This window comes from Acinetobacter sp. XH1741 (assembly GCF_041021895.1).
Classification (GTDB): domain Bacteria; phylum Pseudomonadota; class Gammaproteobacteria; order Pseudomonadales; family Moraxellaceae; genus Acinetobacter.
The window spans coordinates 571019-594143 of record NZ_CP157428.1; the positions used below are offsets into that span (position 1 = coordinate 571019).

At 40.2% G+C, this 23125-nt stretch carries 23 protein-coding genes; 6 read left to right on the forward strand and 17 right to left on the reverse strand.

What is annotated here, in order from left to right:
- Window position 1: 1 nt before the first annotated feature.
- From lspA to ribF, 3 genes are all read right to left on the reverse strand, one after another.
- Window positions 2-532: a signal peptidase II gene (gene lspA / locus ABLB96_RS02820; protein WP_001133879.1), complete on the reverse strand. Its 531-nt coding sequence runs from the start codon at window positions 530-532 to the stop codon at window positions 2-4.
- Window positions 525-3362 carry an isoleucine--tRNA ligase gene (gene ileS, locus ABLB96_RS02825; protein WP_348897291.1) on the reverse strand — a complete coding sequence of 946 codons (2838 nt, stop codon included), beginning with the start codon at window positions 3360-3362 and terminating at the stop codon, window positions 525-527. Before ileS ends, lspA begins: the two co-directional genes overlap by 8 nt.
- 61 nt (window positions 3363-3423) lie before the next feature.
- On the reverse strand, window positions 3424-4425 hold the full coding sequence (ribF, locus tag ABLB96_RS02830) for a bifunctional riboflavin kinase/FAD synthetase (protein WP_348897289.1): 1002 nt from the start codon (window positions 4423-4425) through the stop codon (window positions 3424-3426).
- Between the two features lie 208 nt (window positions 4426-4633).
- On the opposite strand from ribF, the gene ABLB96_RS02835 reads away from it, so the two are divergent.
- Entirely contained in the window at window positions 4634-5767 is a 1134-nt protein-coding gene (locus ABLB96_RS02835) for a TDT family transporter (protein WP_348897288.1), read from the forward strand.
- A gap of 81 nt (window positions 5768-5848) precedes the next feature.
- The gene (locus ABLB96_RS02840; protein ID WP_348897286.1) at window positions 5849-6415 is read left to right on the forward strand and encodes a 5'-methylthioadenosine/S-adenosylhomocysteine nucleosidase; all 567 of its coding nucleotides are present in this window, start codon (window positions 5849-5851) and stop codon (window positions 6413-6415) included.
- 35 nt (window positions 6416-6450) lie between these two features.
- Here ABLB96_RS02840 and ABLB96_RS02845 read toward each other — a convergent pair whose 3' ends face one another.
- The 12 genes from ABLB96_RS02845 to ubiG form a co-directional block, all read right to left on the reverse strand.
- Window positions 6451-7071 (reverse strand): TetR family transcriptional regulator C-terminal domain-containing protein, encoded by a 621-nt coding sequence (locus ABLB96_RS02845; RefSeq protein WP_348897284.1) that lies wholly within the window; start codon window positions 7069-7071, stop codon window positions 6451-6453.
- 260 nt (window positions 7072-7331) lie between these two features.
- Window positions 7332-8132, reverse strand: coding sequence for an ATP-binding cassette domain-containing protein (locus tag ABLB96_RS02850; protein WP_348897283.1), 801 nt, complete (start codon window positions 8130-8132; stop codon window positions 7332-7334).
- Window positions 8133-8145: 13 nt separating this feature from the next.
- Window positions 8146-8943: an aliphatic sulfonate ABC transporter permease SsuC gene (gene ssuC, locus ABLB96_RS02855; protein WP_348897282.1), complete on the reverse strand. Its 798-nt coding sequence runs from the start codon at window positions 8941-8943 to the stop codon at window positions 8146-8148.
- On the reverse strand, window positions 8940-10115 hold the full coding sequence (gene ssuD, locus ABLB96_RS02860; protein ID WP_348897281.1) for an FMNH2-dependent alkanesulfonate monooxygenase: 1176 nt from the start codon (window positions 10113-10115) through the stop codon (window positions 8940-8942). Before ssuD ends, ssuC begins: the two co-directional genes overlap by 4 nt.
- Window positions 10116-10141: 26 nt before the next feature.
- Complete coding sequence (locus ABLB96_RS02865) at window positions 10142-11125, reverse strand: sulfonate ABC transporter substrate-binding protein (RefSeq protein WP_348897280.1); 984 nt, start codon at window positions 11123-11125, stop codon at window positions 10142-10144.
- 71 nt (window positions 11126-11196) lie between these two features.
- Window positions 11197-12165, reverse strand: coding sequence for a sulfonate ABC transporter substrate-binding protein (locus tag ABLB96_RS02870; RefSeq protein WP_348897279.1), 969 nt, complete (start codon window positions 12163-12165; stop codon window positions 11197-11199).
- A gap of 334 nt (window positions 12166-12499) precedes the next feature.
- Window positions 12500-13855: an amino-acid N-acetyltransferase gene (gene argA / locus ABLB96_RS02875; RefSeq protein ID WP_348897278.1), complete on the reverse strand. Its 1356-nt coding sequence runs from the start codon at window positions 13853-13855 to the stop codon at window positions 12500-12502.
- A gap of 121 nt (window positions 13856-13976) precedes the next feature.
- The gene (locus tag ABLB96_RS02880; RefSeq protein WP_348897277.1) at window positions 13977-14306 is read right to left on the reverse strand and encodes an RcnB family protein; all 330 of its coding nucleotides are present in this window, start codon (window positions 14304-14306) and stop codon (window positions 13977-13979) included.
- A 220-nt stretch (window positions 14307-14526) separates the two neighbouring features.
- Window positions 14527-14937 carry an RcnB family protein gene (locus ABLB96_RS02885; RefSeq protein WP_348897276.1) on the reverse strand — a complete coding sequence of 137 codons (411 nt, stop codon included), beginning with the start codon at window positions 14935-14937 and terminating at the stop codon, window positions 14527-14529.
- A gap of 217 nt (window positions 14938-15154) precedes the next feature.
- Window positions 15155-15901: a YciK family oxidoreductase gene (locus tag ABLB96_RS02890; protein WP_348897274.1), complete on the reverse strand. Its 747-nt coding sequence runs from the start codon at window positions 15899-15901 to the stop codon at window positions 15155-15157.
- 64 nt (window positions 15902-15965) lie between these two features.
- Entirely contained in the window at window positions 15966-16667 is a 702-nt protein-coding gene (locus ABLB96_RS02895) for an HAD-IA family hydrolase (RefSeq protein ID WP_348897273.1), read from the reverse strand.
- Entirely contained in the window at window positions 16664-17377 is a 714-nt protein-coding gene (gene ubiG, locus ABLB96_RS02900; RefSeq protein WP_348897272.1) for a bifunctional 2-polyprenyl-6-hydroxyphenol methylase/3-demethylubiquinol 3-O-methyltransferase UbiG, read from the reverse strand. Before ubiG ends, ABLB96_RS02895 begins: the two co-directional genes overlap by 4 nt.
- A 180-nt stretch (window positions 17378-17557) precedes the next feature.
- Between ubiG and ABLB96_RS02905 the strand changes: the two genes are divergently transcribed.
- On the forward strand, window positions 17558-18175 hold the full coding sequence (locus ABLB96_RS02905; RefSeq protein ID WP_348897270.1) for a thiol:disulfide interchange protein DsbA/DsbL: 618 nt from the start codon (window positions 17558-17560) through the stop codon (window positions 18173-18175).
- A gap of 103 nt (window positions 18176-18278) precedes the next feature.
- Here the strand turns inward: ABLB96_RS02905 and ABLB96_RS02910 are convergent, their stop codons facing one another.
- Both ABLB96_RS02910 and ABLB96_RS02915 read right to left on the reverse strand, forming a co-directional pair.
- Window positions 18279-18926: a TetR/AcrR family transcriptional regulator gene (locus tag ABLB96_RS02910; protein WP_212279825.1), complete on the reverse strand. Its 648-nt coding sequence runs from the start codon at window positions 18924-18926 to the stop codon at window positions 18279-18281.
- A gap of 136 nt (window positions 18927-19062) precedes the next feature.
- Window positions 19063-19701: a TetR family transcriptional regulator gene (locus ABLB96_RS02915; RefSeq protein WP_212279826.1), complete on the reverse strand. Its 639-nt coding sequence runs from the start codon at window positions 19699-19701 to the stop codon at window positions 19063-19065.
- A 173-nt stretch (window positions 19702-19874) separates the two neighbouring features.
- On the opposite strand from ABLB96_RS02915, the gene ABLB96_RS02920 reads away from it, so the two are divergent.
- The 3 genes from ABLB96_RS02920 (at window position 19875) to rph (ending at window position 22949) form a co-directional block, all read left to right on the forward strand.
- Window positions 19875-20900, forward strand: coding sequence for a ferredoxin reductase (locus ABLB96_RS02920; RefSeq protein ID WP_348897268.1), 1026 nt, complete (start codon window positions 19875-19877; stop codon window positions 20898-20900).
- A 30-nt stretch (window positions 20901-20930) separates the two neighbouring features.
- Window positions 20931-22073, forward strand: coding sequence for an acyl-CoA desaturase (locus ABLB96_RS02925; protein ID WP_348897293.1), 1143 nt, complete (start codon window positions 20931-20933; stop codon window positions 22071-22073).
- 159 nt (window positions 22074-22232) lie between these two features.
- Window positions 22233-22949 carry a ribonuclease PH gene (gene rph / locus ABLB96_RS02930; protein ID WP_348897267.1) on the forward strand — a complete coding sequence of 239 codons (717 nt, stop codon included), beginning with the start codon at window positions 22233-22235 and terminating at the stop codon, window positions 22947-22949.
- Window positions 22950-23125: the final 176 nt, after the last annotated feature.

Below are 23125 nucleotides of genomic sequence, written 5' to 3' on the forward strand. Positions count from 1 at the left end.
ATTATGCATCCGAATTTTTAGGTCTTTGCTTTTCAAGGAAAAATGTATCGATGAGTAGCAAAATGGTACCTAGAGTAATGGCACTGTCCGCAATATTAAAAGCTGGAAAGTGATGATTTTGGTAATAAACATGAATGAAATCGACCACATACCCTAAAGTAATACGGTCAATTAAATTACCTAATGCTCCACCTAAAATTAAAGCGATGGCTACAGGTAGCACCACCATTTTTTTAGGCATACGTAGCAACCAAAATACAAAAAGTATTGAAACTAAGCCTGCCAAAGATGTGAAGAAATAGCGTTGCCATCCTCCGGCATCAGATAAAAAGCTAAAAGCTGCACCATAGTTATGTAATAGTGTCCAGTTTAAAAATGGGAGCACAGGTACAGGATCTGCATAGTTCAGATGTGTACTCGCAATCCATTTTGTCCATTGATCCAACACAATGGCAAGGACAGAAAGTCCAAGCCAAATGAGGTTGTGTGGATAAAACTGGAATAAGCCTTTTTTAGCTTGTGAATTAGGCATATTTTCTCACTTCGCCACGACCAGTGACGTTCACAATACAACGACCACATAAACCAGGATGATCGGCGTGTGTATTTACATCTGGAAGGACATGCCAGCAACGTGCACATTTTTCACCTTCAGCTGCAGATATTTGTACACGTAAGCCTTCCATTTCAGTTGCTTCACCTTTATCAGCAAATGGATGTACTACGACTTGTGACGTAATAAGAACGAAACGGAGTTCATCAGCCAGTTGGTTTAAAACTGTTTGTAATGATTCATTTGCCCAAAGTTCAACTTTGGCTGAAAGATTACTACCGACAAGTTTAGCGTTACGAGCTGCTTCAATCTGTTTATTTACTGCAGATTTTACGCTAATCAATGTTTGCCAATCTTCTTCAGAAAGTAAGTTTGCTTTTGATGAAACAGGTAGGTCATACCATTCTGAAGTAAACACATATTTCTCAGTTTGTTCTGGAATAAGTGGCCATGCTTCTTGAGCGGTAAAGCTTAAGATTGGACTCATCCAGCGAACAAAGGCTTGAACGATATGGTAAAGCGCTGTTTGTGCAGAACGACGTGCTTGTGAGTCAGCCTTAGTGGTGTATTGACGGTCTTTGATGATGTCTAGGTAGAAACCACCTAAATCATTAATACAGAAGCTTGTTAATGCATTACACACGACATGGAAGTTCATTTCTTCATATGCAGTAATAATGGTTTGTTGTACTTCGTTCGCACGTTGCAAGATGTATTGATCAAGAGCGATAAGGTCATCTACTGCTAAAGCATCTGTACTTGGTTTGAAACCATTTAGGTTCGCAAGCAAGAAGCGTAGCGTATTACGAATACGACGGTAGCTATCACTTACGCGGCTAAAGATTTCTTTAGATGCTGCAATTTCATAGCGATAGTCACTAGACGCTACATATAAACGTAAACCGTCAGCACCAAGCTGTTTGATGATTTCTTCAAGCGGAATATAGTTGCCTAAAGACTTCGACAATTTACGACCATTTTCATCAACTGTAAAACCATGTGTTAGCAAGGCTTTATATGGCGCACGATTGTGAATCGCCATAGAAGTTAATAAAGAAGATTGGAACCAGCCACGGTGTTGGTCTGAACCTTCTAAATATAAGTCAGCAGGGCTTTCTAATTCCTCACGTTGCTCAAGTACAGCGTAATGCGTTGTACCAGAGTCGAACCATACATCGAGTGTATCGCGAACAGCATTATATTGTTCAGCATCTTCACCAATGAAGTCTTTGGCTTCACGTTTGAACCATGCTTCGATGCCTTCTTGTTCGATAAGTTTGGCAACTTCTTCGATGAGTTCAGGCGTACGAGGGTGTAATTCATTCGTATCTTTATGAACGAAGAATGGGATAGGAACACCCCAAGTACGTTGACGTGAAATACACCAGTCTGGACGACCTTCGATCATTGACTCAATACGGTTTTTACCCCAGTTCGGTACAAACTCAATATCGTTCTCGATCGCATTAAGCGCCCCTTCACGTAAACCTTTTTGATCCATGCTAATGAACCATTGTGGTGTAGCACGGAAAATAATTGGAGTCTTGTGGCGCCAGCAGTGTGGATAGCTATGTTTAATTGGTTGATGAGCCCATAAGCGACCTACAGCACCCAAAGCTTCAATAATCTTTGGATTGGCTTTATAGATATGCTCGCCAGCAAAAATTGGCGCGGTTGGTAAATAAACCCCGTTACCGCCCACTGGGTTTTCAACTTTAAGGTTATATTGAAGGCCTACTTTATAGTCGTCTGCACCGTGGCCAGGGGCTGTGTGTACGGCACCTGTACCGCTGGTTGCGATAACGTGTTCACCTAAAATAACCGGAACTTGACGATCGGTAAGTAAAGGATGTTGTAGTGTAAGGTTTTCAAGAGCCGAACCAGTAAAATCAGCTAAAACAACTGGATTTTCGAGCTTATAACGCTCAATTGCAGAAGCAACTAGATCTTTAGCAAGAATGAAGTTTTGCTTGCCGCGTTCAGTTGTTACTTGTACCAATTGATATTCAATTTCGGCATGCAAAGCAACAGCTTGGTTGGCTGGTAATGTCCACGGTGTAGTAGTCCAGATCACGATATCAGTTGGATCTTGAACGTCTACATTTACACGAGCGCTTAAGTCTTTTAGATCGACTACGCCAAAACCAACGTCAATTGCGTCAGATTTTTTATCTTCGTATTCCACTTCAGCTTCAGCAAGTGCTGAACCACAGTCCATACACCAGTTCACTGGCTTTAAGCCTGGCTGAATATGGCCATTTTTCTGAATTAAACCTAAAGCACGAACGATATCGGCTTCTTGTTTGTAATTCATGGTGAGGTAAGGATTATCCCAGTCACCTAAAATGCCAAGACGTTTAAAGTCTGTGCGCTGTAAATCAATTTGTTTTAGAGCATATTCACGGCAAAGCTTACGGAAAGTCGCAGCGTCAACTTTTTCGCCGACTTTACCTACTTTTTCTTCAACTTTTAGCTCAATTGGCAAGCCATGACAGTCCCAACCTGGCACATATGGTGCATCGAAACCTGCCAACGTACGGCTTTTCACGATCACATCTTTTAAGACTTTATTGACTGCGTGACCTAAGTGAATTGTACCGTTCGCATATGGAGGGCCATCATGCAAAATATATTTTTTCTTGCCAATACGCGATGCACGAATCTGCTGATAAATGTTGTCGGTATACCACTCTTCTAACCATTTCACTTCACGTACTGCCAAATTTGCTTTCATTGCAAATTGAGTATCCGGCAGGTTTAGCGTGGCTTTGTAGTCCACTGCATTTTCAGTAGTTTGCTTATCGCTCATGCAAGTTGTCTTCCAGTTTAATCAGCTTGGGAGCCGACATGTTTTACAATCAAAATTCGAATTAAAAAGGAAATTGTGTCGTGTCGTTACGATATTGTCGTAATTGTTGCACGTCATTATCAATTCCTGCCTTAAGTGCCTCAAGCGAAGGGTAGTTCAATTCACCATGAAGATAGTGAAGAAAAGTCACCCGCATAAATAAGCCATACAGATTAGCAGAAACATCAGGGAAATGTACTTCTAATCTCCACTCCGGATGTTCTTGCTGAATGGCAGGACGAGTACCGACATGACCTGCACCATAGAGGCTATTTTCATGATATCCGGCAATTCCTGGTTTTTCAGGCGAGTCCTGAAGCACTTTTTGAGTTAGTGAAGTTGTTTCGCAAATCACTTCAACGCCATAAATACCATTTAAACAAGGCTTATGGCGGTTGAGACGAACATTAATGGTTGGAAAATCCAGAGTTCGTCCAATCTGGTCTCCATATTGAACACGTCCGGTAATACTGTATGGACGGCCTAATAATTTAGCAGCTAAGGCAAGATTTCCTACCTGAAGCACTTGGCGAATACGAGTTGAACTGACGCGTTCACCTTCGAATTCAACCGTATGTAAATTTGTGACTTGAAAGCCGTAATTTTTTAGGAATTCGCTGTTACCTTGACGGTCTTTGCCGAAATGGAAGTCATCTCCTAAAACCAAAGCTTGAGCATTTAATTTGTCTTTTAATAAATCTGCAAATGCAGACGCGCTCATACTACGGAAATGCTGATCAAATTTAGCAACCGCAATGTAGTCAACTCCAAGCTCGGCTAGGTATTCGACCTTTTCCCGTAATGAGTTAATACGAGGAGGAGCATCGTAGCCTTTAAAAAACTCAAGCGGTTGGGGCTCAAAAATCATGACCAATGTTTTTAAGCCTTGTGCTGCAGCAATTTTTTTGAGTTGAGCAATCATCGCTTGGTGACCTAAGTGGACACCATCAAAATTACCAATCGTTACCGCTGTTTGCGGCAACTGGAAATTGGGCGATAACGCATTAAGACGAAGCAGTTTCATGAACTTAAAATATGGCTATTTTTGCAAGGGCTATATATTGCCATATTCTCACAGATTCGTCTTGTTGTTGTGTTTTTACTCAGGTATTTTTCAATATGAATATCTTTTATATCTAAAATATTGATGAATTAAATAAAAATAAATCAATTTTTCTTATTATTAATTTGCCCTACTATAGCTTCATCCACTCTTTGAATAGAGACTCAAGATGAAAAGACCCTTTTACCAATTAAATCAAAGTAAAGATGTTATACGGCATTTTACCCCAAATTGGTTTACAGCAACTATGGGTACGGGGGTGGTCAGCATGATTTTAATTCAGCTGCCATTTGCCAAAACATTTTTATTTATGTTGGCGACGCTGTTATGGCAATTCAATATTGTCCTATTTAGTGTTTTTTCAGCACTCTATTTATTGCGGTGGTTCCTTTTCCCACATGAAGCAAAGCAAATCTTTAATCATCCAAATATGAGCTTGTTTTTAGGGGCGATCCCGATGGGGCTTGCAACTATATTGAATGGTTTCTTAAGCTTTGGCATCGGGCTTTACGGTGAAGTGGCAATCCATATTGCTCAAACTTTATGGTATATCGATGTCTTTTTAGCTTTAGCCATTGCTTGGATTATACCGTTTTGCATGTTTAGCCGTCAGAACCATCAACTACATACCATGACCGCAATTTGGTTGTTACCTGTAGTTGCATGCGAAGTGGCTGCAAGCTCTGTGGGCATGTTGGTTGCACATTTACCAGCAGATTTACACAGCTTTCATTTATTAATGGCGGGCTACGTACTTTGGGGAATCTCTGTTTTACCTGCATTCGCTATTTTGACGATTTTAATGTTGCGTATGGCTTTGCACCAGTTACCAGAAAAAGAAGTGGCGATTTCTAGCTGGCTGTCTTTAGGTCCAATTGGCACAGGTGCTTTAGGTCTATTGTTGCTAGGTGAACAGGCACAAAGAGTGGTTGTACATGTCGGTTTTCCTCAATTTGCCAATGTTTTTCAAGCGCTAGGTGTTGTAGGTAGCCTTGTACTATTAGGCTTTGGGCTATGGTGGCTTGGTCTTGCGATTTTAACAACGCTTCGTCATGCAAAGACAGGTATTCCATTTAATTTAGGTTGGTGGGGCTTAACCTTTCCACTTGGCGTATTTATTTTGGCTTTATTTAACTTAAGTCATCAAGTTGAAATCGTATTTTTACAATACGCTGCTGTAGCATTGAGTATTTTATTGCTGGTGATGTGGAGCGTTGTAATGAAGAAAACCTTAGCTGGAGCTTATAGCGGTCAACTGTTCTTCTCTCCATGTTTAATTGCTTTACAACAAAAAATGCAGTAGTTGTTAAAAGGTGCAAAAAAGCTTTTGCACCTGATTTATACTTATTTTCTAATTTATTAATCTTGAATTGAGCCTTTTTGAATGAACAAAGATATCGCTTTAATTATGGCACTTCCTAATGAATCTAAAGGTTTATTTGAGCAAGCAGGCATCGAAGTTCATTACAGTGGTATCGGTAAGGTCAATGCTGCCTTTAAAGCGTTTGAAGTTATTCAAAAAACAGGGTGTAAGACTTTAATTAACTTAGGTTCGGCAGGAAGCTCTGCATTTAATCGACATGATTTGGTCGAAGTAAAAACTTTTGTACAACGTGATATGGATGTTTCACCACTAGGGTTTGCAGTGGGCGTAACGCCGCTAGATGATCATTTGGCTGCTGAAATTCATCTACAACCGCATTTTGCTGATTTGCCAAAAGGTATTTGTGGAACAGGTGACTCATTTGAAACGGGTCAGCCAAAAGTGGCTTGTGATGTAGTGGATATGGAAGGGTATGCCTTAGCCAAAGTTTGCCATAAGCTAGGCGTACGCCTGATTTCCGTTAAATATATTACCGATGGCGCAGATGATACGGCGCATTTAGATTGGGAAGAAAATTTATTATTAGGTGCACAAAAGCTTTTAGCACTTTATCAAAATCATTTTTAAAAAAAAGATCGGCAATTTTGCCGATCTTTTTAATTTTAACGAGGCAATACGCCGTAGAGCATCAAGTGTACGGTATGTTCAATTGAGCGTTGGAACATGCTACGGTTGCGAAGCGTTTTTCCAGTTACCATTTCCATTTGAGTTGCAAAATCAGCATAGTTTTGCGTAAGCCCCCAAATGTTTAAGATTAAGAGTTCCGGATCGATATCTGGTGAAATTTTTCCTTCTTCTTGCCAAGTTTGAATAACCTTTGCTTTGCGTTTAAATAGCTTTTTCAAAGGTCCTTTCAATATAGGCAAAATGTGCGGTGCCCCTTGAATAATTTCTAGCGCAAATAGTCGAGAAGCTTTGGGTTGGCTACGAGAAAGTTCGATTTTTTGAATTAAATAATGAGATAAGGCTTCGGCTGGTTCTAACTCAGCTTCTAAGGTTTGTAAGGGGGCTAGCCATTTTTGCAAAACGGTGGTGAGCACTTCCACATATAAAGACTCTTTATTTTCATAGTAATAGAAAATATTCGACTTATGCATGTCAGCGAGTTGGGCAATTTCATCCAGACTTGCGCCAGTGAACCCATATAGTGAAAACACATCAAGGGCGGCAGCAAGAAGCTGATTGCGCTTTTGGGTACTCTTCTTTTGTTCCATTTGCTGCATAAATTAAAAAGATAGTGTTTCCATTGTAAGGTAAATCGTTTGATTTGTGCACAGGTGTCTCACTTTTTTAGTGAAAAAACGGATAGTTATTTGAGCAATAGATATACTATTGTGCAAAAAATAGAGAAAATCACTAGTTTATTGTTATTCTTAAAAATATTTTTTAATCTTCGCCCTAAAAAAGAGCAATAAATCATCAGTTTTATTGCTCGTTAATTGTGCTTTTTTCTTTTGAATGGTTCTCATTACTTATCGCAGCCTTAAGTTGCTAAAACCGCGTCGAGTACTTGTTGTTCGAGCTGAGCAAAAGTTATGCTTTTTTTACGCGGGCGTGGCAAATTAACTTGGAAACTTTGAGCAATTTGGCCTTTATCTAATAGGATAATACGGTCAGCTAATTGCACTGCTTCACTCACATCGTGTGTGACCAAAATGGCAGTAAAACCTTGCTCTTTCCATAAACGTTCAATTAAGCTTTGCATCTCAAGACGAGTTAGTGCGTCTAATGCGCCTAAAGGTTCATCTAGCAACAAAATGCGTGGCGTATGAGACAGAGCGCGTGCTAAGGCTGTACGCTGGCGTTGGCCCCCTGATAGTTGTGAAGGCCATTGTCCCGATTTTTCTTTTAAGCCGACTTTTTCGAGTAATTCTTCTGCTAAAGCATGTTGGGCTTTAGGTAAACCTAGTTGAACATTTTGAAGAATATTTCTCCAAGGAAGTAAACGTGGGTCTTGGAACATGACTCGAATATCATCGTTAGTAATGCCTTCACGCAAATGTCGGGCAGATTTAAATTTGATCTCTCCAAAACTGGCTTTTTCAAGTTGGGCAATTAGACGTAATAGGGTACTTTTGCCACAACCACTGCGACCAACAATCGCTAAAAACTCGCCCGGTTGAATATGAAGGTCAAGATCTTCAAGGACCTTTACCTCGCCATAGAATTTATAAAGTTGTTCAATCAGAATTTCTGCGCCTACAACAGGCTCTTGTGATTCTGTACGGTTTTCTGGAATGAGCTCTACGTCATTCTGATTAATATTTAAATTCAGATTTGTCATATCTTCAGCTCCCTTATTTTTGATAACCAGCATGCCAACGTAGTAAATAGCGTTCTAAAACCTGTGCTAACACATCTGCTAACTTACCTAATAGGGCATAAAGAAGAATACCAACCAGCACAACATCTGTTTGTAAAAACTCTCGTGCATTCATAGTCATATAGCCAATACCTGCTTGTGCTGAAATAGTTTCGGCTACAATGAGTAGCACCCAAACCAAGCCTAAAGCAAAGCGTAAACCGACTAAAATAGAAGGCATCGCACCCGGTAAAATGATTTCTTTGTAGAGTTGCCAGCGAGAAAGACCATAGCTTTTACCCATCTCAATCAATTGTGGGTCGACTGAACGGATACCGTGATAGGTATTGATATAAATAGGGAAGAAGACCCCGACTGCCACTAAGAATAATTTGGCTGTTTCATCAATACCGAACCACAAAATTACCAGTGGAATAAGCGCAAGAGCCGGAATATTACGAATCATTTGTAAGGTGGTATCGAGTAGGGTCGAGGCAAAACGCGAAGAGCCGTTTAGTAAACCCAATAGCAAACCTAAACCGCCGCCCACCAAAAGCCCAAGCAAGGCACGACCCGCACTTACTTTGACGTGATGCCATAGTTCTCCGCTCACCAAAAGATGCCAGAAAGCAGACACCACAGCAGTAGGGGCCGGCAAAATACGACTTTCTAAAAGTCCCGAACTTGATGCAATTTGCCAAATAACCAATAAAACAATAGGAAAAATCCAAGGCAGCAAACGCTGCCCGATTTGTCTTGTTCCACGTGAAACAATGTTTACATCTTTACTCATGCAGGCTCCTTGACGGAACTATTTTGCTTCTTCTCGTCTGGAACATAGTTGTTGGCAATAATCTCACCAAATGGTCCGGTTAAATTTGGCTGAGCAAGTTTAGCTTGGGTCTCGATTGGTAATAGCGGGAATACTAACTCGGCAAAACGAATTGACTCTTCAAGATGTGGATAGCCCGAGAAAATAAAAGTATCAATACCAAGGTCTGCATATTCCTGAATACGAGCCGCAACTGTTTCAGGATCACCGACAAGTGCTGTACCTGCGCCACCACGGACTAAACCAATACCTGCCCAAAGGTTTGGAGAGACTTCTAGTTTGTCTCGGTTACCGCCGTGTAGTGCAGCCATACGTTGTTGACCGACCGAGTCCATTTGTGCAAATTTTTTCTGTGCTGCGGCAATGGTTGCATCATCCAGATATTGAATAAGTTCGTTCGCTGCTGCCCAAGCTTGCTCGTTGGTTTCACGAACAATGACATGCAAGCGAATGCCATAAGTTAATTTGCGGCCTTTAGTCTCAGCTTTAGCACGAACATGTTCGATCTTTTGTTTAACTGCTGCAGGTGGTTCCCCCCATGTAAGGTAAGTATCTACTTGCTCAGCTGCGAGATCGACCGCGACATCAGAAGAACCACCGAACCAAAGTGGTGGGTAAGGTTTTTGAACAGGCGGGTAAAGCAGTTTTGCATCATCGACTTGTAGGCGTTCACCATGAAAAGTAAACGCTTCACCCGTATGCGAACGTGTCAAAATTTCACGCCAGATTTTTACGTATTCATTGGCAGTTTGATAACGTGTTGAGTGATCTTCATATAAACCATCACCACGTAGTTCTGCTTCATCGCCACCAGTCACTAAGTTGAGTAACACGCGGCCATTGGACAAACGGTCGAATGTTGCAGCCATACGTGCAGCCAAAGCTGGAGTTGTTACCCCTGGACGTAATGCGACTAAAAACTTAAGGTGCTGCGTTGCATCAATCAGACTCGCTGCGGTAATCCATGGATCTTCACATGAACGGCCTGTTGGAATAAGTACGCCTTCGTAACCTAAATTATCAACCGCCACAGCAATTTGCTTCATATAGGCATGGTCAACCTGACGAGCGCCTTTACTTGTACCTAAATAGCGACTATCACCGTGGGTAGGAATAAACCAGAAAATTTTCATGTGCATTACCTATATGTCTATTGAAATTACTTGGCACCCCAAACAGCTTGTTTAATGCTGATTGGTTTTGGAATGATGCCTTGTTGAGTAAAGATGTCTGCGAGCTGCTGCTGTTCAGCAATGACTTTGCTATTAAGGGGAGCTGCTGCTGATGGACGTGGACGACGTTTAATAAATAAGTCGCTGGTTGCAGGTTTAAGTCCTGTACTTTGGCCAATCGCGCTCGCCGTTTCGTTTTGATGGCTTTGAACCCATTTGTCTGCTTGATTAATCTGTTTGATGAGTTCAGGAACAGCTTTAGGATATTGCTTAACAAAATTTGGAGCGGCTAAGTAAAAGGTATAGTTCGGGCTTAAACCTTTACCTGATGCAAGAACACGAGCTTGATCTTCTAATTGTGCTGAAGCGAAGTAAGGATCCCAAATTGCCCATGCGTCAACAGCACCTTTTTGGAATGCTGCGCGAGCATCGGCAGGAGTAAGCCAGATTGGCGTAATGTCGCTCCATTTTAGGCCTGCTTTTCGCACTGCTTGTACGAGTAAATAATGTGAGCTAGAACCTTTTTGCAGTGCAATACGCTTGCCTTTCAGGTCTTTAAGTTGAGTTACCTGTGAGTTTTTAGGAACTAAAATTGCTGATGCCAATGGTTTAGCCGCTTCATAGGCAATGTAATATAAAGGTTTGCCAGCTGCCTGAGCGTAGACCGGAGGTGTATCTCCCGTGACTCCGATATCGAGTGAGCCAACAGCCAAGGCTTCTAAAATTTGAGGACCAGCAGGGAACTCATTCCACGTGATTTTGGCATTTGGAAATTCTTGTTCAAATAATTTTTGCTGTTTGGCAATTGCAAAGTTAATCGAGCTTTTTTGAAAACCGATACGAAGTTCTTTTACAGTTGGGTCAATTGCCCAAGCAGGTGCGGCAATTGTTAAACCTAATATAGCGACTGCGCTAAAGCGCTTAACTAATTGAGTCCACTGACTCTTATAAAATAATGACTGATGTTGCATATTGATATCCTTGTTCCCTTAAGGCAAGGCACAGCATTTATATGCTTATTGAAGCTGTGCCAAAGCTGGGTTTATTTCAGTTTTAAGATGGCATCTTGAATGGTGAGCTTATTAGGAATGAGCTTTTGCGCATAAAAGGCATCGGCTACATATTGTTGTTCTTGGGCTACCTTGTCAGATATGGGTTGAACGCCAAAACCCATACGTGAAATAGAAGTTTTGAGTACATCAAACTCAAGTGCCGTCGGTTTTTCGAGTAACTTCGCAGCTTCATCTTGATGTGAGCTGACCCATTGGGTGGTTTGGTTGAGTGTCTGCACAACTGTGTTTAAAACTTTTGGATTGTTCTCTGCAAATTTACGATCGGCTAAATAAAACTGATGATTGCTCACTAAGTTTTCGCCCGTTGCTAAAACTCGAGCTTGAATTTGATGTTCAGCCGCGGCAAAGAACGGGTCCCAAATCACCCATGCATCGACAGCCCCTTTTTCAAAAGCAGCACGTGCGTCTGATGGTGGTAAATAAACAGGTTGAATATCACTTAAGTTCAGGTGATTTGCTTCTAAAACTTTCAATAAAAGATAGTGAACATTCGAGCCTTTATTCAGTGCGACACGTTTGCCTTTTAAATCTTGAATAGAGTGAATAGGAGAGTCTTTTTGTACCAGTAGAGCTTCTGCTTTTGGCGCAGCAGGTTGGTTTGCAACATAGACTAAATTTGGATTGGCAGCTTGAGCAAAAATAGGAGGAGCTTCACCTGCTTCACCGAGCGAAACGCTTCCTACATTTAGACCTTCAAGTAATTGAGGACCCGCAGGAAACTCAACCCATTTTACTTGTACGCCTTGTTCTTTTAGTGCTTTTTCCAAGTCACCACGTGCTTTTAAAATAGGAAGGATGCCATATTTCTGGTATCCAATATTTAAAGTTGTTGTGGTGTGTTCCTCTTTTTTGGCACAGCCACCTAGCATCATCACTCCCGCAAGGCTGGCAGCAATGACTGAATATTTTGCCCATGAAGTGGAATTTAAAAGTGCCATGTAGTTTCGTGCTCCCCGAAAGAGAAAAAGAAAAAAGAATTGGATGAGCAGATACCCTAAAGGGATTTTTATTTCATAAAAAATAAGTATTCAGTCTTTATTTATATAAAAAAAAGCTAAAAACATTCGGCGATAAACTTATGCAAAAAAAAGATTTATTAAATAGGAATGAATTTGAAAAAATATATCTAAGTTTATGTAAATAAAATAAAAAAGATGAAAAGAGTAAAAAATGAAGATTTAAATAAAGTACAACCATAAAATAATAGGCTTTATGGCTGTACTTTTTGATCTAAGCTTATCTGAAATAAGAATATCTTAAAAAGTGCATAGATTAGGGAAGCAGTTTTTTAAAGACTAATGAATTTCTTTGGTAGTTATAAAGCGCTTGGCGGGCATTGGGTAAGTCATCAACACTGGCTTGATGAAAGCCATGTTCTAAAAACCAGTGGGCAGTTCGCGTTGTTAACACAAATAATTGACGAATACCTTGTTGTTTGGCCTTTTCTTCAAGAAACTGCAAAATCTGGCTACCGCGATTTGATTTACGATAACTTGGATGTACTGCAACACAGGCAATTTCTGCTGAACGTGTTTCGTTAAATTCTGTCGGGATTGGATAAAGGGCAGCGCATGCCAAAATCATACCGTCTCGCTCAATTACAGCAAATTGGCTAATTTCTTGTTCCAAACGTTCACGTGAGCGATAAACCAAAATGCCTTCTTCTTCTAACGGGCGTAATAAATTCATTAATCCACCGACATCTTGAATATGCGCCATACGAACTTCTTCATAATGCGCATCGGTAATCATGGTACCAATACCATCACGGGTGAACAGTTCTTCAATGAGTGCGCCATCATAGGCATAAGAAATTAAATGAACACGGTGTACACCTGATAGAGAAGCTTTTTTTGCTTCTTGTAAATGCAGGGTTAAGGTCGGGCTGCTGGTTTGATATTGTTGGATATAATAGTCGAGCTGATGTGGACTTAATTCACGCAATAATTGTCCTACTTCATTAAGCAAACCTTGTTGTTCACCTAAAAAGATTAATTTGTCTGCTTTGATATAGGTTGCGGTTTTGGTCGCAACTTCTTCAGCTCTTAAATTAAATACTTCGCCTGTGGTTGAGTAACCTGTCGGGCCAAGTAAAACAATATTGTCATTATCAAGATGACGATGAATCGCGTCAGTGTCTATTGAACGAACTTCGCCAGTAAGCTGAAAGTCCATGCCATCACGAATACCGTAGGGTTTAGCTGTTACGAAATTACCTGATACTACATCTATTCGAGCCCCATACATTGGAGAATTAGCCAATCCCATAGATAACAGTGCTTCGATTTCTAAACGGATAGACCCGACTGCGCTCATGACGCAGCTTAATGACTCGCGTGTGGTAATACGACTGTTGTCATAAAAAGGAGTTTCAATTCCTTTATCTTTAAGGTTTTGATTAATCTGTGGACGTGCGCCGTGTACTAAAATTAAGCGAATACCCAGCGAATGTAATAAAGCAATATCGTGGATAATGTGCTCGAAATTAGGATCGCGAACTGCTTCACCACCAAACATTAAAACAAAAGTTTTATCGCGGTGAGCATTGATATAGGGTGCTGAATGTCGGAACCAATGTACATAATGTTGGGTACTATTATGTGATTTCTCTATGGACTTAGTTGGCATACCGATCTCGAATCAACAGCAAAAAGATATAAAGATGATTCTAAACAAAAAAGCTTAAAGCCGCATGTATTAGATAGAAAAACACCCAAATTTACATTTGGGTGTTCGATATTTTTTAAAATTAATGAACGACTTTAATAATTTTATGGCTTTGTTCATTTACCAGTACATAGTTCCCGTTCACTTTATACCATTTTTGAAAACGCCCCGGCTTGTTTAATCTATCATGTGAACGGTAGTCAATTGCATAACGTGGGTGCTGATATTGATGTGGAACAACTTGACCTTCTCGCCAGATATTAGCATGGTCATCTTTGTGAATTACTTGAACTGGTCTGACTTCATGATTTGGATAGTTACCATGACGGTCATGATCATTTGGTGCAGCCATTGCTGTTGTTGCGATTAAACCACTCATTGAAAGAACAATTGCTGTTGTTAGTTTTTTCATAGTGAACCTCGAATGATCAATTGAATTTTGATAATTGAAGATTAGTAAAAAAATAAAGATAAATCGTGAAGACTAAGAATAATAAATGTGAAAAATTTCGATGAAATAAGAAGAAAATTAGAATATAAGTTGTTTTATAATGTATTGATATATAATAAAAAAGGATAAAACCAATCGGCTTTATCCTTTTTTAATAAGCGATAGTGAGGAGCTATCTGGCTTATAATCCACGAATACTAACAATACTGTTAGAGTCTGTGTCGACTAAAATATAATCATTGTTGATTTTGTACCATTGTTGGTTACGGTCTGGTTTAGGCAAGTTGCTGTCTTTATAGTCAACCTTATAACCATTGCCGCGATAATGCTGTGGCATGACATAGCCCGGCTGCCAACGATGTTGTTTAAGACGTTCAAAACCACGCTCTTCACGCATACGGCGTTCATCGCGAAAATGATCTTCATCGTTGTCACGGTCAAATTTATGCCCACGATCATTCCACTCACCACGGGGTCCACCTTTCGGACCTTTTTGACCATGTCCTCGTTCAAAAGGAGGATCGGCAAAGCTTGCCATACTGGTTGTCAGTACAGTTATGCAAAGGGTTAAGGTCGTGAACAACTTTTTCATGATGCATCCTCGTTTACATCTGATGTCTCTCATGGTGAATACTGTACGCGCAAAATGCAGAGAAACTGTGAAGATCATTTACTGCTTCAATTAAAATTACGGATAGATCCAGAGTTTTTATCAATAATAAAAAAGGCTTGTATATATCTTTTCAGGTATAGCCAAGCCAGATGTGATGATCGGCTGTAATTTATTTTAGCTTTTCATCTGTAATTATTTAATCCTGAGCATCGATACTCTGACCATTGAGTGCCAAACTATCTTCACCCATTAAATAAAGATAAGCCGGCATAATTGCCTCTGGTGTTAATAATGTTTTTGGATCTTCTTCAGGATAGGCTTTTGCACGCATTGCTGTACGTGTTGCCCCTGGATTAATGCAGTTAAAGCGGATATTAGGATAAGTATGTTCCGCTGCAAAGATTTTGCTCACCGCTTCAATCGCGACTTTAGACACTGAATAAGCGCCCCAGAGTGCTCGAGCTTCTCGGCCTACGCCAGAGCTAGTAAATACAACAGAAGCGTTATCTGATTTTTGTAAAAGCGGTAGTAACGCTTGAGTCAGGGCAAATGGCGCACGTAAATTGACTGACATCACATCATCCCATACCTCTGCCGGATAATGTGCCAGTTCTACTCGGTCACCTAAAATGCCTGCATTGTGCAAAATACCATCTAAACGGCCAAATTGCTTTTCAAGCGTGTTCACTAAAAAATCATAATCGCGATCAGAAGCACTCGAAAGCTGTAAGGGCAAAATTGCAGGTTGAGGTGCGCCTAAACCTTCAATTTCATCATAAATGACTTCAAGTTTATTTAAGGTTCTACCATGTAAGACCACAGTTGCACCATGTAAAGCATAACTGAGGGCCGCAGCTCGCCCAATTCCATCACCTGCACCGGTGATTAAAATAATTCGATCTTTGAGTAGATCTGGACGAGGCTGATATTCTGAATATTTCATTGGTAAACCTCCTTCTTTTTATATTGATTAAATAACCGTTAAAAAAGCCTGTAAAACTCTTGTGTTAACTTATCATACGCTGATTTTCCTGTAGAGCAGGAAGCTTTTGACGTAACATCTCGTGTAATTCTGTCACCGTATTTACAATCGAATCGGCTTGCCAAGCAACTAAATCATCACGATGTTCGATAGGTAAATAACCGTATGCTGCCAAGATTGTATACATCTCGGCATTGCGACCAGCATCAATATCACGTGGATGGTCACCCACATAAATAATTTCATTTGCTGGAATATTTAACTGTTTTGCAGCTAAATACATCGGTTCCGGATCTGGTTTAGTTTTAGAAACATCTTCTGGGCATACTAAAACTGCACAGCGTTCAGTCAGCTTTAACTTTTCTAAAAGAGATTCACTTAAACCGCGTGGTTTATTGGTCACAATACCCCACGGAATTTGCTGAGCTTCTAACTCTTCTAGAAGTGGATACATCCCTTCAAACAGGTCTGTATCGACGACAATATTATTGCCGTAAATATCTAAAAAGTTTTGTCGATGCGCCAAGAAAATTGGATTGGCTACATCGAGTTCCGGATAGACCAATTTGACCATGGCGCGCGCGCCCTCAGAAACCTGAGTACGGATGAGGTCTGCATCAACTACAGGGCGTCTTGCATCACGACACATTTGTTGAATAATACGGATAAAGTCGGCAGCCGTGTCGATGAGCGTGCCGTCTAAATCAAATAAAACAGCTTTCATCATGCACCTGTCTTTACGGTATGAACCATATAGTTAACATCAACATTTGGCGCTAACCAATAACGCTTGGTAATCGGGTTATAGTGTAAGCCAGTCATTTCTTTTAAGCTCAGACCTGCATTACGAATGTCATGTGCCATTTCAGATGGTCGAATAAATTTATGATAATCATGCGTACCTTTTGGAAGCATTCGTAGCACATATTCGGCGCCAATAATGGCAAATAAATAAGATTTTGGATTACGGTTGATGGTTGAGAAGAACACATGGCCGCCTGGCTTAACTAAAGCCTGACAAGCTTTAACGATAGATGCAGGGTCTGGAACGTGTTCCATCATTTCCATGCAAGTCACTACATCGTATTGGCCTGCTTGTTCTTGTGCTAATTCTTCAACAGGAATTTGGCGATATTCAATATTTTGAACATTCTCTTGTTCTGCATGCAAACGGCCCACTGCCAAAGGTGCTTCGCCCATATCAATGCCGAGCACATTTGCTCCGCGGCGTGCCATACTCTCGGCCAAGATACCGCCACCACAGCCAACATCGAGAACTTTTTTACCAGCAAGGCCGCCAGCACGCTCATCAATCCAGTTTAAACGTAATGGGTTAATCTGATGGAGTGGGCGAAATTCAGAATGTTGATCCCACCATTTGGCAGCAAGAGCTTCAAATTTTGCGATTTCTTGTAAATCAACATTCAATTGCGACATGGTGCTACCTCTAAACTTGAGTTATCTTTTTGGATGTAGTTCGCCGTTAGTGTAGCGATTATTGGGAAAAAAGCGATAAACCCAATAAAAAACTTCACAGAAGCAAAACGAATTTAGCATATTTGTTTTATATTTAGGGCATAAGCTAATGCATAACAACTTAGAGGAAAAGCTGTAACAATGAAAAAATTGGTTTTGGGTGCTTTGAGTGCAGCAATTATGGCCGTATCGGGTAGTGCCATGGCAGCAGATTTCGTTGCTGGTAAAGACTACACCGTGATTGCCAATCCAGGCAAAGTGGAAGTACCGGGGAAAATCGAAGTACGTGAGTTCTTTTGGTATGGCTGTCCGCACTGTTTTAAACTTGAACCACATATGCAAGCGTGGTTAAAACAGGCGCCGAGTGATATACGTTTCGTACGTACACCAGCTGCAATGAACAAAGTATGGGAACAAGGGGCACGTACTTATTATACATCTGAGGCATTAGGTGTACGTAAGCGCACGCATTTACCATTATTCCATGCGATTCAGGTGAATGGTCAGCAGATTTTTGATCAGGCTTCTGCGGCTAAATTCTTCACACGTTATGGCGTGCCTGAAGAGAAATTTAACAGCACTTACAATTCATTTGCAGTAACTGCAAAAGTTGCTGAGTCAAATAAACTTGCTCAACAGTACCAATTGACAGGTGTTCCTGCTGTGGTCGTAAATGGTAAATATGTTGTACAGGGTGAAGATGGTAAAGTTACTCAAGTACTTAACTACTTAATTGAGAAAGAACGTAAGGTAAAATAAGATGTATTGCCTTAAAAAAGGGACTTCAATAGAAGTCCTTTTTTATGAAAACTTAAATGAGTTTTAAATCTGTATTTAAGTTAATCATCACGAAATAATTCAATTAATTTTGATGATTTTCATCTTCAATCTGGAAATTTAAAGCATCAAAATTGGTGGTTTGGGTCGGCAGTGATAACGCCTGATTAATATATAAATTAATGAGTTTCTGGCGTGAACCAATCGAACGCTGATAATAAGTAGAATTTAAAAGCAGTGATGCGCCATAAGTCAGAGACCAGATATAAGATAAATAGTCACGAATCGACATGTCATAATTTAATGATTTTAAATAACTTTCTGTAATATCTTTAATTGCTAGAATACGTTGCTGACGAATTTCATAAAGCTCTTCAAAAAGATGCTTCAACTTAGACTCTGTCATGGTCAGGTTTTCTTCAAGTTGATGCAATAGAATCGTTTTGCCCGGTGTGAGCAAATGGTGGAGCATGTAACGGGGAGCATATTCTTTGAAATCAGTATTATATTTTTGAGAAATTTCTAAAATTTGTTTTTCGTTTTGAATAATGAGTTCAAGTAGAAGTTCATTTTTACTTCTAAAGTGCTTATAAAGCGTACCCTTGGCAATATCTAGCTCGGCCACTAATTCATCTAGAGTAATTTCCTGATTGTTTTCTAATAACAATTTTTCTGCAACGCTTAGAATTTTTTCTTTGCGCAGCAAAAACTGTGTATGACGATCAAGATTCATAGGTATTCCCGCACCAGTTTGGCCTAACGAATAGTTTACTTCCTGTAAAAAGAAAAAGACTTTTCTCGAAATTTTAGCCTTTTTCTTTCACTCTTTACGTATTAACACATAACCTGTTTTTTGTCATTTGCCAGTTTTACCGTTCCCAGTTAGCAATACCTCTAAACAGTAAGCGAACTTGTGTAGATGCATTTTCAATAAAGGCAGTTTGTTGCTGTTTAAGTTGCTCACCTTGATATTGTTTAGCGAGGTTGAGCCATGTCATTGCCCATGTAAATGACATGTTGGTCAAAATGGTAGACAACACATTTAAGTCTTGAGGATTTTGAATATGTTTAAAATTCTCGAGCTTAGTCAGGTCTGTCGTTAAATCTTCAATCAGAAATTCAATTTCTCTGGCAATGGCTGCACGAACGGTTTCCGAGCCACCCCAACGTTCCGAAATCATAAATTGCCACTGCTTAGGGCTATGGTTAACAGCCTGTACAAATAGCTCAATGCTGGTTTGGGTTTTTGCAGATTTGTGCTGTAAATAACTTTGACCGAGTTGATGTAAAACGCTTTTTAAATGCAGCGCGACTTGGTCGACCAGTTCTTTACCGAGTTCATCCATGTCTTGAAAATGGCGATAAAACGCTGTCGGTACCAATCCAACTTCACGTGCAACTTCACGCAAACTGATACTACTGAACGAACGCCCAGACGTGCTCAGATGCAAGGCTGCATCAAGGAGTGCCTGACGACTTTGCTGTTTTCGTTCATCCCGTATCGACATTAAAAGAACCTATTTAAACCGTGAGCCAAAGTCTAACAAAAAAGAGCAAACTTTCATAAAAAAAATAGTGAACAAGTGTTGACTGAGTGAACACTTATAAATATAGTGTACATATGTTCACTATACGAACATGTGTTCACTCAAATAAATAGCCAGAAACAAAAGAGGAACGTATGAACGCAACACTTAACTATCAGCCGCATTGGGTTCGAGAAGATTTCGTTGATTTTATTTTGCAAAAAATTAACGTGTCTTGGGCATGGAAAAGGGTACTTGCAGAAGTTACCACTGTTCAGCCACTTCATACTGATATGGTGCTTATCAAGCTTAAACCGAATCGTAATTTTAATTTCGATCAGGTTCGTGCAGGTCAAAGTATTTTACTGACTTTGCTTATCGAGGGCGTTTACCAACAGCGTAGTTACTCGATTATTGACGTAACAGCGCAAGGTGAGATCGCTTTAGGTATTAAAGTACAGGGCTTAGTATCTCGTGCAGCTCAACGATTACATGTGGGCGAGTGTATTGAGATTTCACAGCCACAAGGTGATTTTACTTTGCATCAAGGCCCGCAACCTGCAATTTTAATTGCTTCAGGGAGTGGCATTACTGCAATTTATTCACTCTTGCAGCAAGCTTTGAAACAGCAGCTTGAACAAATTCATGTGATTTATTTTAATCGTGCTGAAATTTTCCATGCTGAATTAAAAGCTTTGGCAGAACAGCACCCACAGCTTCAATATCATTTTTTTAATACCACTGATCAAAAACAGCATTTAACTGAAAGCTTACTTCAAAAGCTGGTTCCCAATTTCGAGCAGACCGCAACCTATGTGTGTGGTCATCACGGCATGATGCAGCAGGCAAATGAAATTTATGCTCAAAAAGGTGCTCAGTCGCAGCTTCATCAAGAATATTTCCAGCCACTTCAAGTGACTGGTACACATGCAGCACAGCCTGTTATTTTCCGCCGTGCACAGCATGAGTTTTTAGCTGAAACAAATTTATTGAGTAGTGCCGAGCAAGCAGGACTACGTCCGCAGCACGGTTGCCGTATGGGTGTTTGCAATAAATGCAGCTGTACCAAAGTGAGCGGAGTTACTCAAAACCTGTTAACCGGTGAAATTGAAGACCAACCGAACCGTCCAATTAAACTATGCGTGAGCCAGGCATTAAGCCCAGTCACGATTGATCTATAAAAAGAATTACAGAGGATTAACCCTATGAATATGGCATTAGAATTTTCTACTGTTTCTAAATCTGCTCATTTAACACCGGAACAGACAGAGGAGTTTGGCCGCCGTGTTGAGCAGATTCGTCAAGATGTTATGCAAACTCTTGGTGAGCAAGATGCAAAATATATCTACAAAGTACGTAATTTTGTTCGCTACACCGAAATTGCATCACGTGGCATGTTGATGTTTGGTGGTTGGATTCCACCTGTATGGCTAATAGGTACAGGTTTATTAGGTATCTCTAAAATTGTAGAAAACATGGAGCTTGGCCATAATGTTATGCATGGTCAGTTTGACTGGTTAAATGAACCAAGCCTGAACGGCAATACTTACGATTGGGATACTATTGCCTCTGGTGATGACTGGCGTGAAACACATAACTACGTACATCACACCTATACCAATATTGTGGGTAAAGACCATGATGTCGGTTATGGTCTTTTGCGAGTAAGTGACCAACAAAAGTGGGAGCCTCGCCACCTGTTTAATATTCCACTCGGTCTACAGTTAATGTTTTTCTTTGAGTGGTATGTAGGTGTACAAAATTTACATCTTGAAGATGCATTAGTTTATAAAACTAAGAGCTGGAAACAGGTTTGGAAAGATTCGACTAAAGTCCGTAAAAAAGCAACACGCCAAGTTTTAAAAGACTATGTGTTTTTCCCTGTGATTTCTGGCCCTATGTTTTTACCAGTTTTTGCAGGAAATGTAGTTGCCAACATTATTCGTAACTTATGGTCATCTGCCGTGATTTTTAATGGTCACTTTACTGAAGATGCAGAAACTTTTGAGCCTGATAATACCGACACTGAAACCAAGGCGGAGTGGTATTTACGCCAGATTCGTGGTTCAAGTAATTTTAGTGGTACAGAATGGTTGCACTTTATGAGTGGTAACTTAAGCCATCAGATTGAGCACCATTTGTTTCCGGACATGCCAGCTAACCGTTATAAAGAAGTTGCACCAAAGATTAAAGCACTCTGTGCAGAATATGGCATTAACTACAATGAAGCGAACTTTATGCGTCAGTTCTGGAGTGTATGGGTACGTTTGGCGAAATGTTCACTGCCAAACCATACCACTGGAAAAGTGATGCACACATTGGAAAAGTTAAAAGCAAAATTCAAATTTGCATAATCTAAATGATTTCAAAATAGCTCCTTCTTAGGGGCTATTTTTATTTTTGAGGTGTGAAAATTGCAGACTTACATTTGAAAGTAGGGAATAAACTCAACCTGTCAAAATCCTTTGCTATACTATGCCCAAGTTTGTATTTAAGAGAAGTTAGGAAGGATTATGCGTATTGACCAACGTGCATTAGACCAATTACGTGAAGTGAAAATTACACGAAACTACACCCGTTATGCTGAAGGTTCTGTGCTGGTCGAATTTGGTCACACCAAAGTCCTTTGTACTGCAAGCATTGATAACTCAGTGCCACGCTTTTTAAAAGGCCAAGGCCAAGGCTGGGTAACAGCAGAATATGGTATGTTGCCGCGTTCAACACACTCACGTTGTGACCGTGAAGCTGCTCGTGGTAAACAAACTGGCCGTACTCAAGAAATCCAACGCCTCATTGGTCGTAGCTTACGTGCTATGGTTGATTTGAAAAAGCTTGGTGAAAACACGATTACGATCGACTGCGACGTTATTCAGGCTGATGGTGGTACACGTACTGCTTCAATCACTGGTGCTGCTGTAGCGTTGGTTGATGCCATGAATGTTCTACTTGCTCAGAAGAAAATTAAGCATGATCCGCTTAAAGGATTAGTTGCTGCAATTTCTGTAGGTATCTATCAAGACGAAGTACTTCTTGATCTTTGCTATGAAGAAGATTCGAACTGTCAAACTGACTTAAACGTAGTGATGACACAAGCGGGTGAGTTTATTGAAATTCAAGGTACAGCCGAAGATAAACCGTTTACCCGCGTACAAAGTAATGCCATGTTAGAAATGGCAGAAAAGGGCATTGCCGAGCTGATTAAAAAGCAACAAGAAGCTTTAGGCTGGTAATTTTACGTTTTCTAAAAGACGCATCTTCGGATGCGTTTTTTTATGCCTTCATCAAATCGACATAAAAACATCACTAGGCTGTCACTTTTTCACTTTATTAGTAGTTCGCATTTAAACCGTTTGGAAAAAAATGATGCGAAAACTTTCACTTTTATTTATTACATCTTTAGCACTTA

Bases quoted from the DNA above. Each gene is read 5' to 3' on its own strand.
- ABLB96_RS02840 (WP_348897286.1), top strand. From the start codon at position 5,849: ATGAACAAAGATATCGCTTTAATTATGGCACTTCCTAATGAATCTAAA.
- ABLB96_RS02895 (WP_348897273.1), bottom strand. From the start codon at position 16,667: ATGATGAAAGCTGTTTTATTTGATTTAGACGGCACGCTCATCGACACG.
- ABLB96_RS02915 (WP_212279826.1), bottom strand. From the start codon at position 19,701: ATGTCGATACGGGATGAACGAAAACAGCAAAGTCGTCAGGCACTCCTT.
- ribF (WP_348897289.1), bottom strand. From the start codon at position 4,425: ATGAAACTGCTTCGTCTTAATGCGTTATCGCCCAATTTCCAGTTGCCG.
- argA (WP_348897278.1), bottom strand. From the start codon at position 13,855: ATGCCAACTAAGTCCATAGAGAAATCACATAATAGTACCCAACATTAT.
- ABLB96_RS02845 (WP_348897284.1), bottom strand. From the start codon at position 7,071: ATGCAGCAAATGGAACAAAAGAAGAGTACCCAAAAGCGCAATCAGCTT.
- ssuD (WP_348897281.1), bottom strand. From the start codon at position 10,115: ATGAAAATTTTCTGGTTTATTCCTACCCACGGTGATAGTCGCTATTTA.
- ABLB96_RS02870 (WP_348897279.1), bottom strand. From the start codon at position 12,165: ATGGCACTTTTAAATTCCACTTCATGGGCAAAATATTCAGTCATTGCT.
- ABLB96_RS02925 (WP_348897293.1), top strand. From the start codon at position 20,931: ATGGCATTAGAATTTTCTACTGTTTCTAAATCTGCTCATTTAACACCG.
- ABLB96_RS02905 (WP_348897270.1), top strand. From the start codon at position 17,558: ATGAAAAAATTGGTTTTGGGTGCTTTGAGTGCAGCAATTATGGCCGTA.
- ssuC (WP_348897282.1), bottom strand. From the start codon at position 8,943: ATGAGTAAAGATGTAAACATTGTTTCACGTGGAACAAGACAAATCGGG.
- ileS (WP_348897291.1), bottom strand. From the start codon at position 3,362: ATGAGCGATAAGCAAACTACTGAAAATGCAGTGGACTACAAAGCCACG.
- ABLB96_RS02865 (WP_348897280.1), bottom strand. From the start codon at position 11,125: ATGCAACATCAGTCATTATTTTATAAGAGTCAGTGGACTCAATTAGTT.
- lspA (WP_001133879.1), bottom strand. From the start codon at position 532: ATGCCTAATTCACAAGCTAAAAAAGGCTTATTCCAGTTTTATCCACAC.
- ABLB96_RS02835 (WP_348897288.1), top strand. From the start codon at position 4,634: ATGAAAAGACCCTTTTACCAATTAAATCAAAGTAAAGATGTTATACGG.
- ABLB96_RS02920 (WP_348897268.1), top strand. From the start codon at position 19,875: ATGAACGCAACACTTAACTATCAGCCGCATTGGGTTCGAGAAGATTTC.
- ABLB96_RS02885 (WP_348897276.1), bottom strand. From the start codon at position 14,937: ATGAAAAAGTTGTTCACGACCTTAACCCTTTGCATAACTGTACTGACA.
- ABLB96_RS02890 (WP_348897274.1), bottom strand. From the start codon at position 15,901: ATGAAATATTCAGAATATCAGCCTCGTCCAGATCTACTCAAAGATCGA.
- ABLB96_RS02910 (WP_212279825.1), bottom strand. From the start codon at position 18,926: ATGAATCTTGATCGTCATACACAGTTTTTGCTGCGCAAAGAAAAAATT.
- ABLB96_RS02880 (WP_348897277.1), bottom strand. From the start codon at position 14,306: ATGAAAAAACTAACAACAGCAATTGTTCTTTCAATGAGTGGTTTAATC.
- ubiG (WP_348897272.1), bottom strand. From the start codon at position 17,377: ATGTCGCAATTGAATGTTGATTTACAAGAAATCGCAAAATTTGAAGCT.
- rph (WP_348897267.1), top strand. From the start codon at position 22,233: ATGCGTATTGACCAACGTGCATTAGACCAATTACGTGAAGTGAAAATT.
- ABLB96_RS02850 (WP_348897283.1), bottom strand. From the start codon at position 8,132: ATGACAAATCTGAATTTAAATATTAATCAGAATGACGTAGAGCTCATT.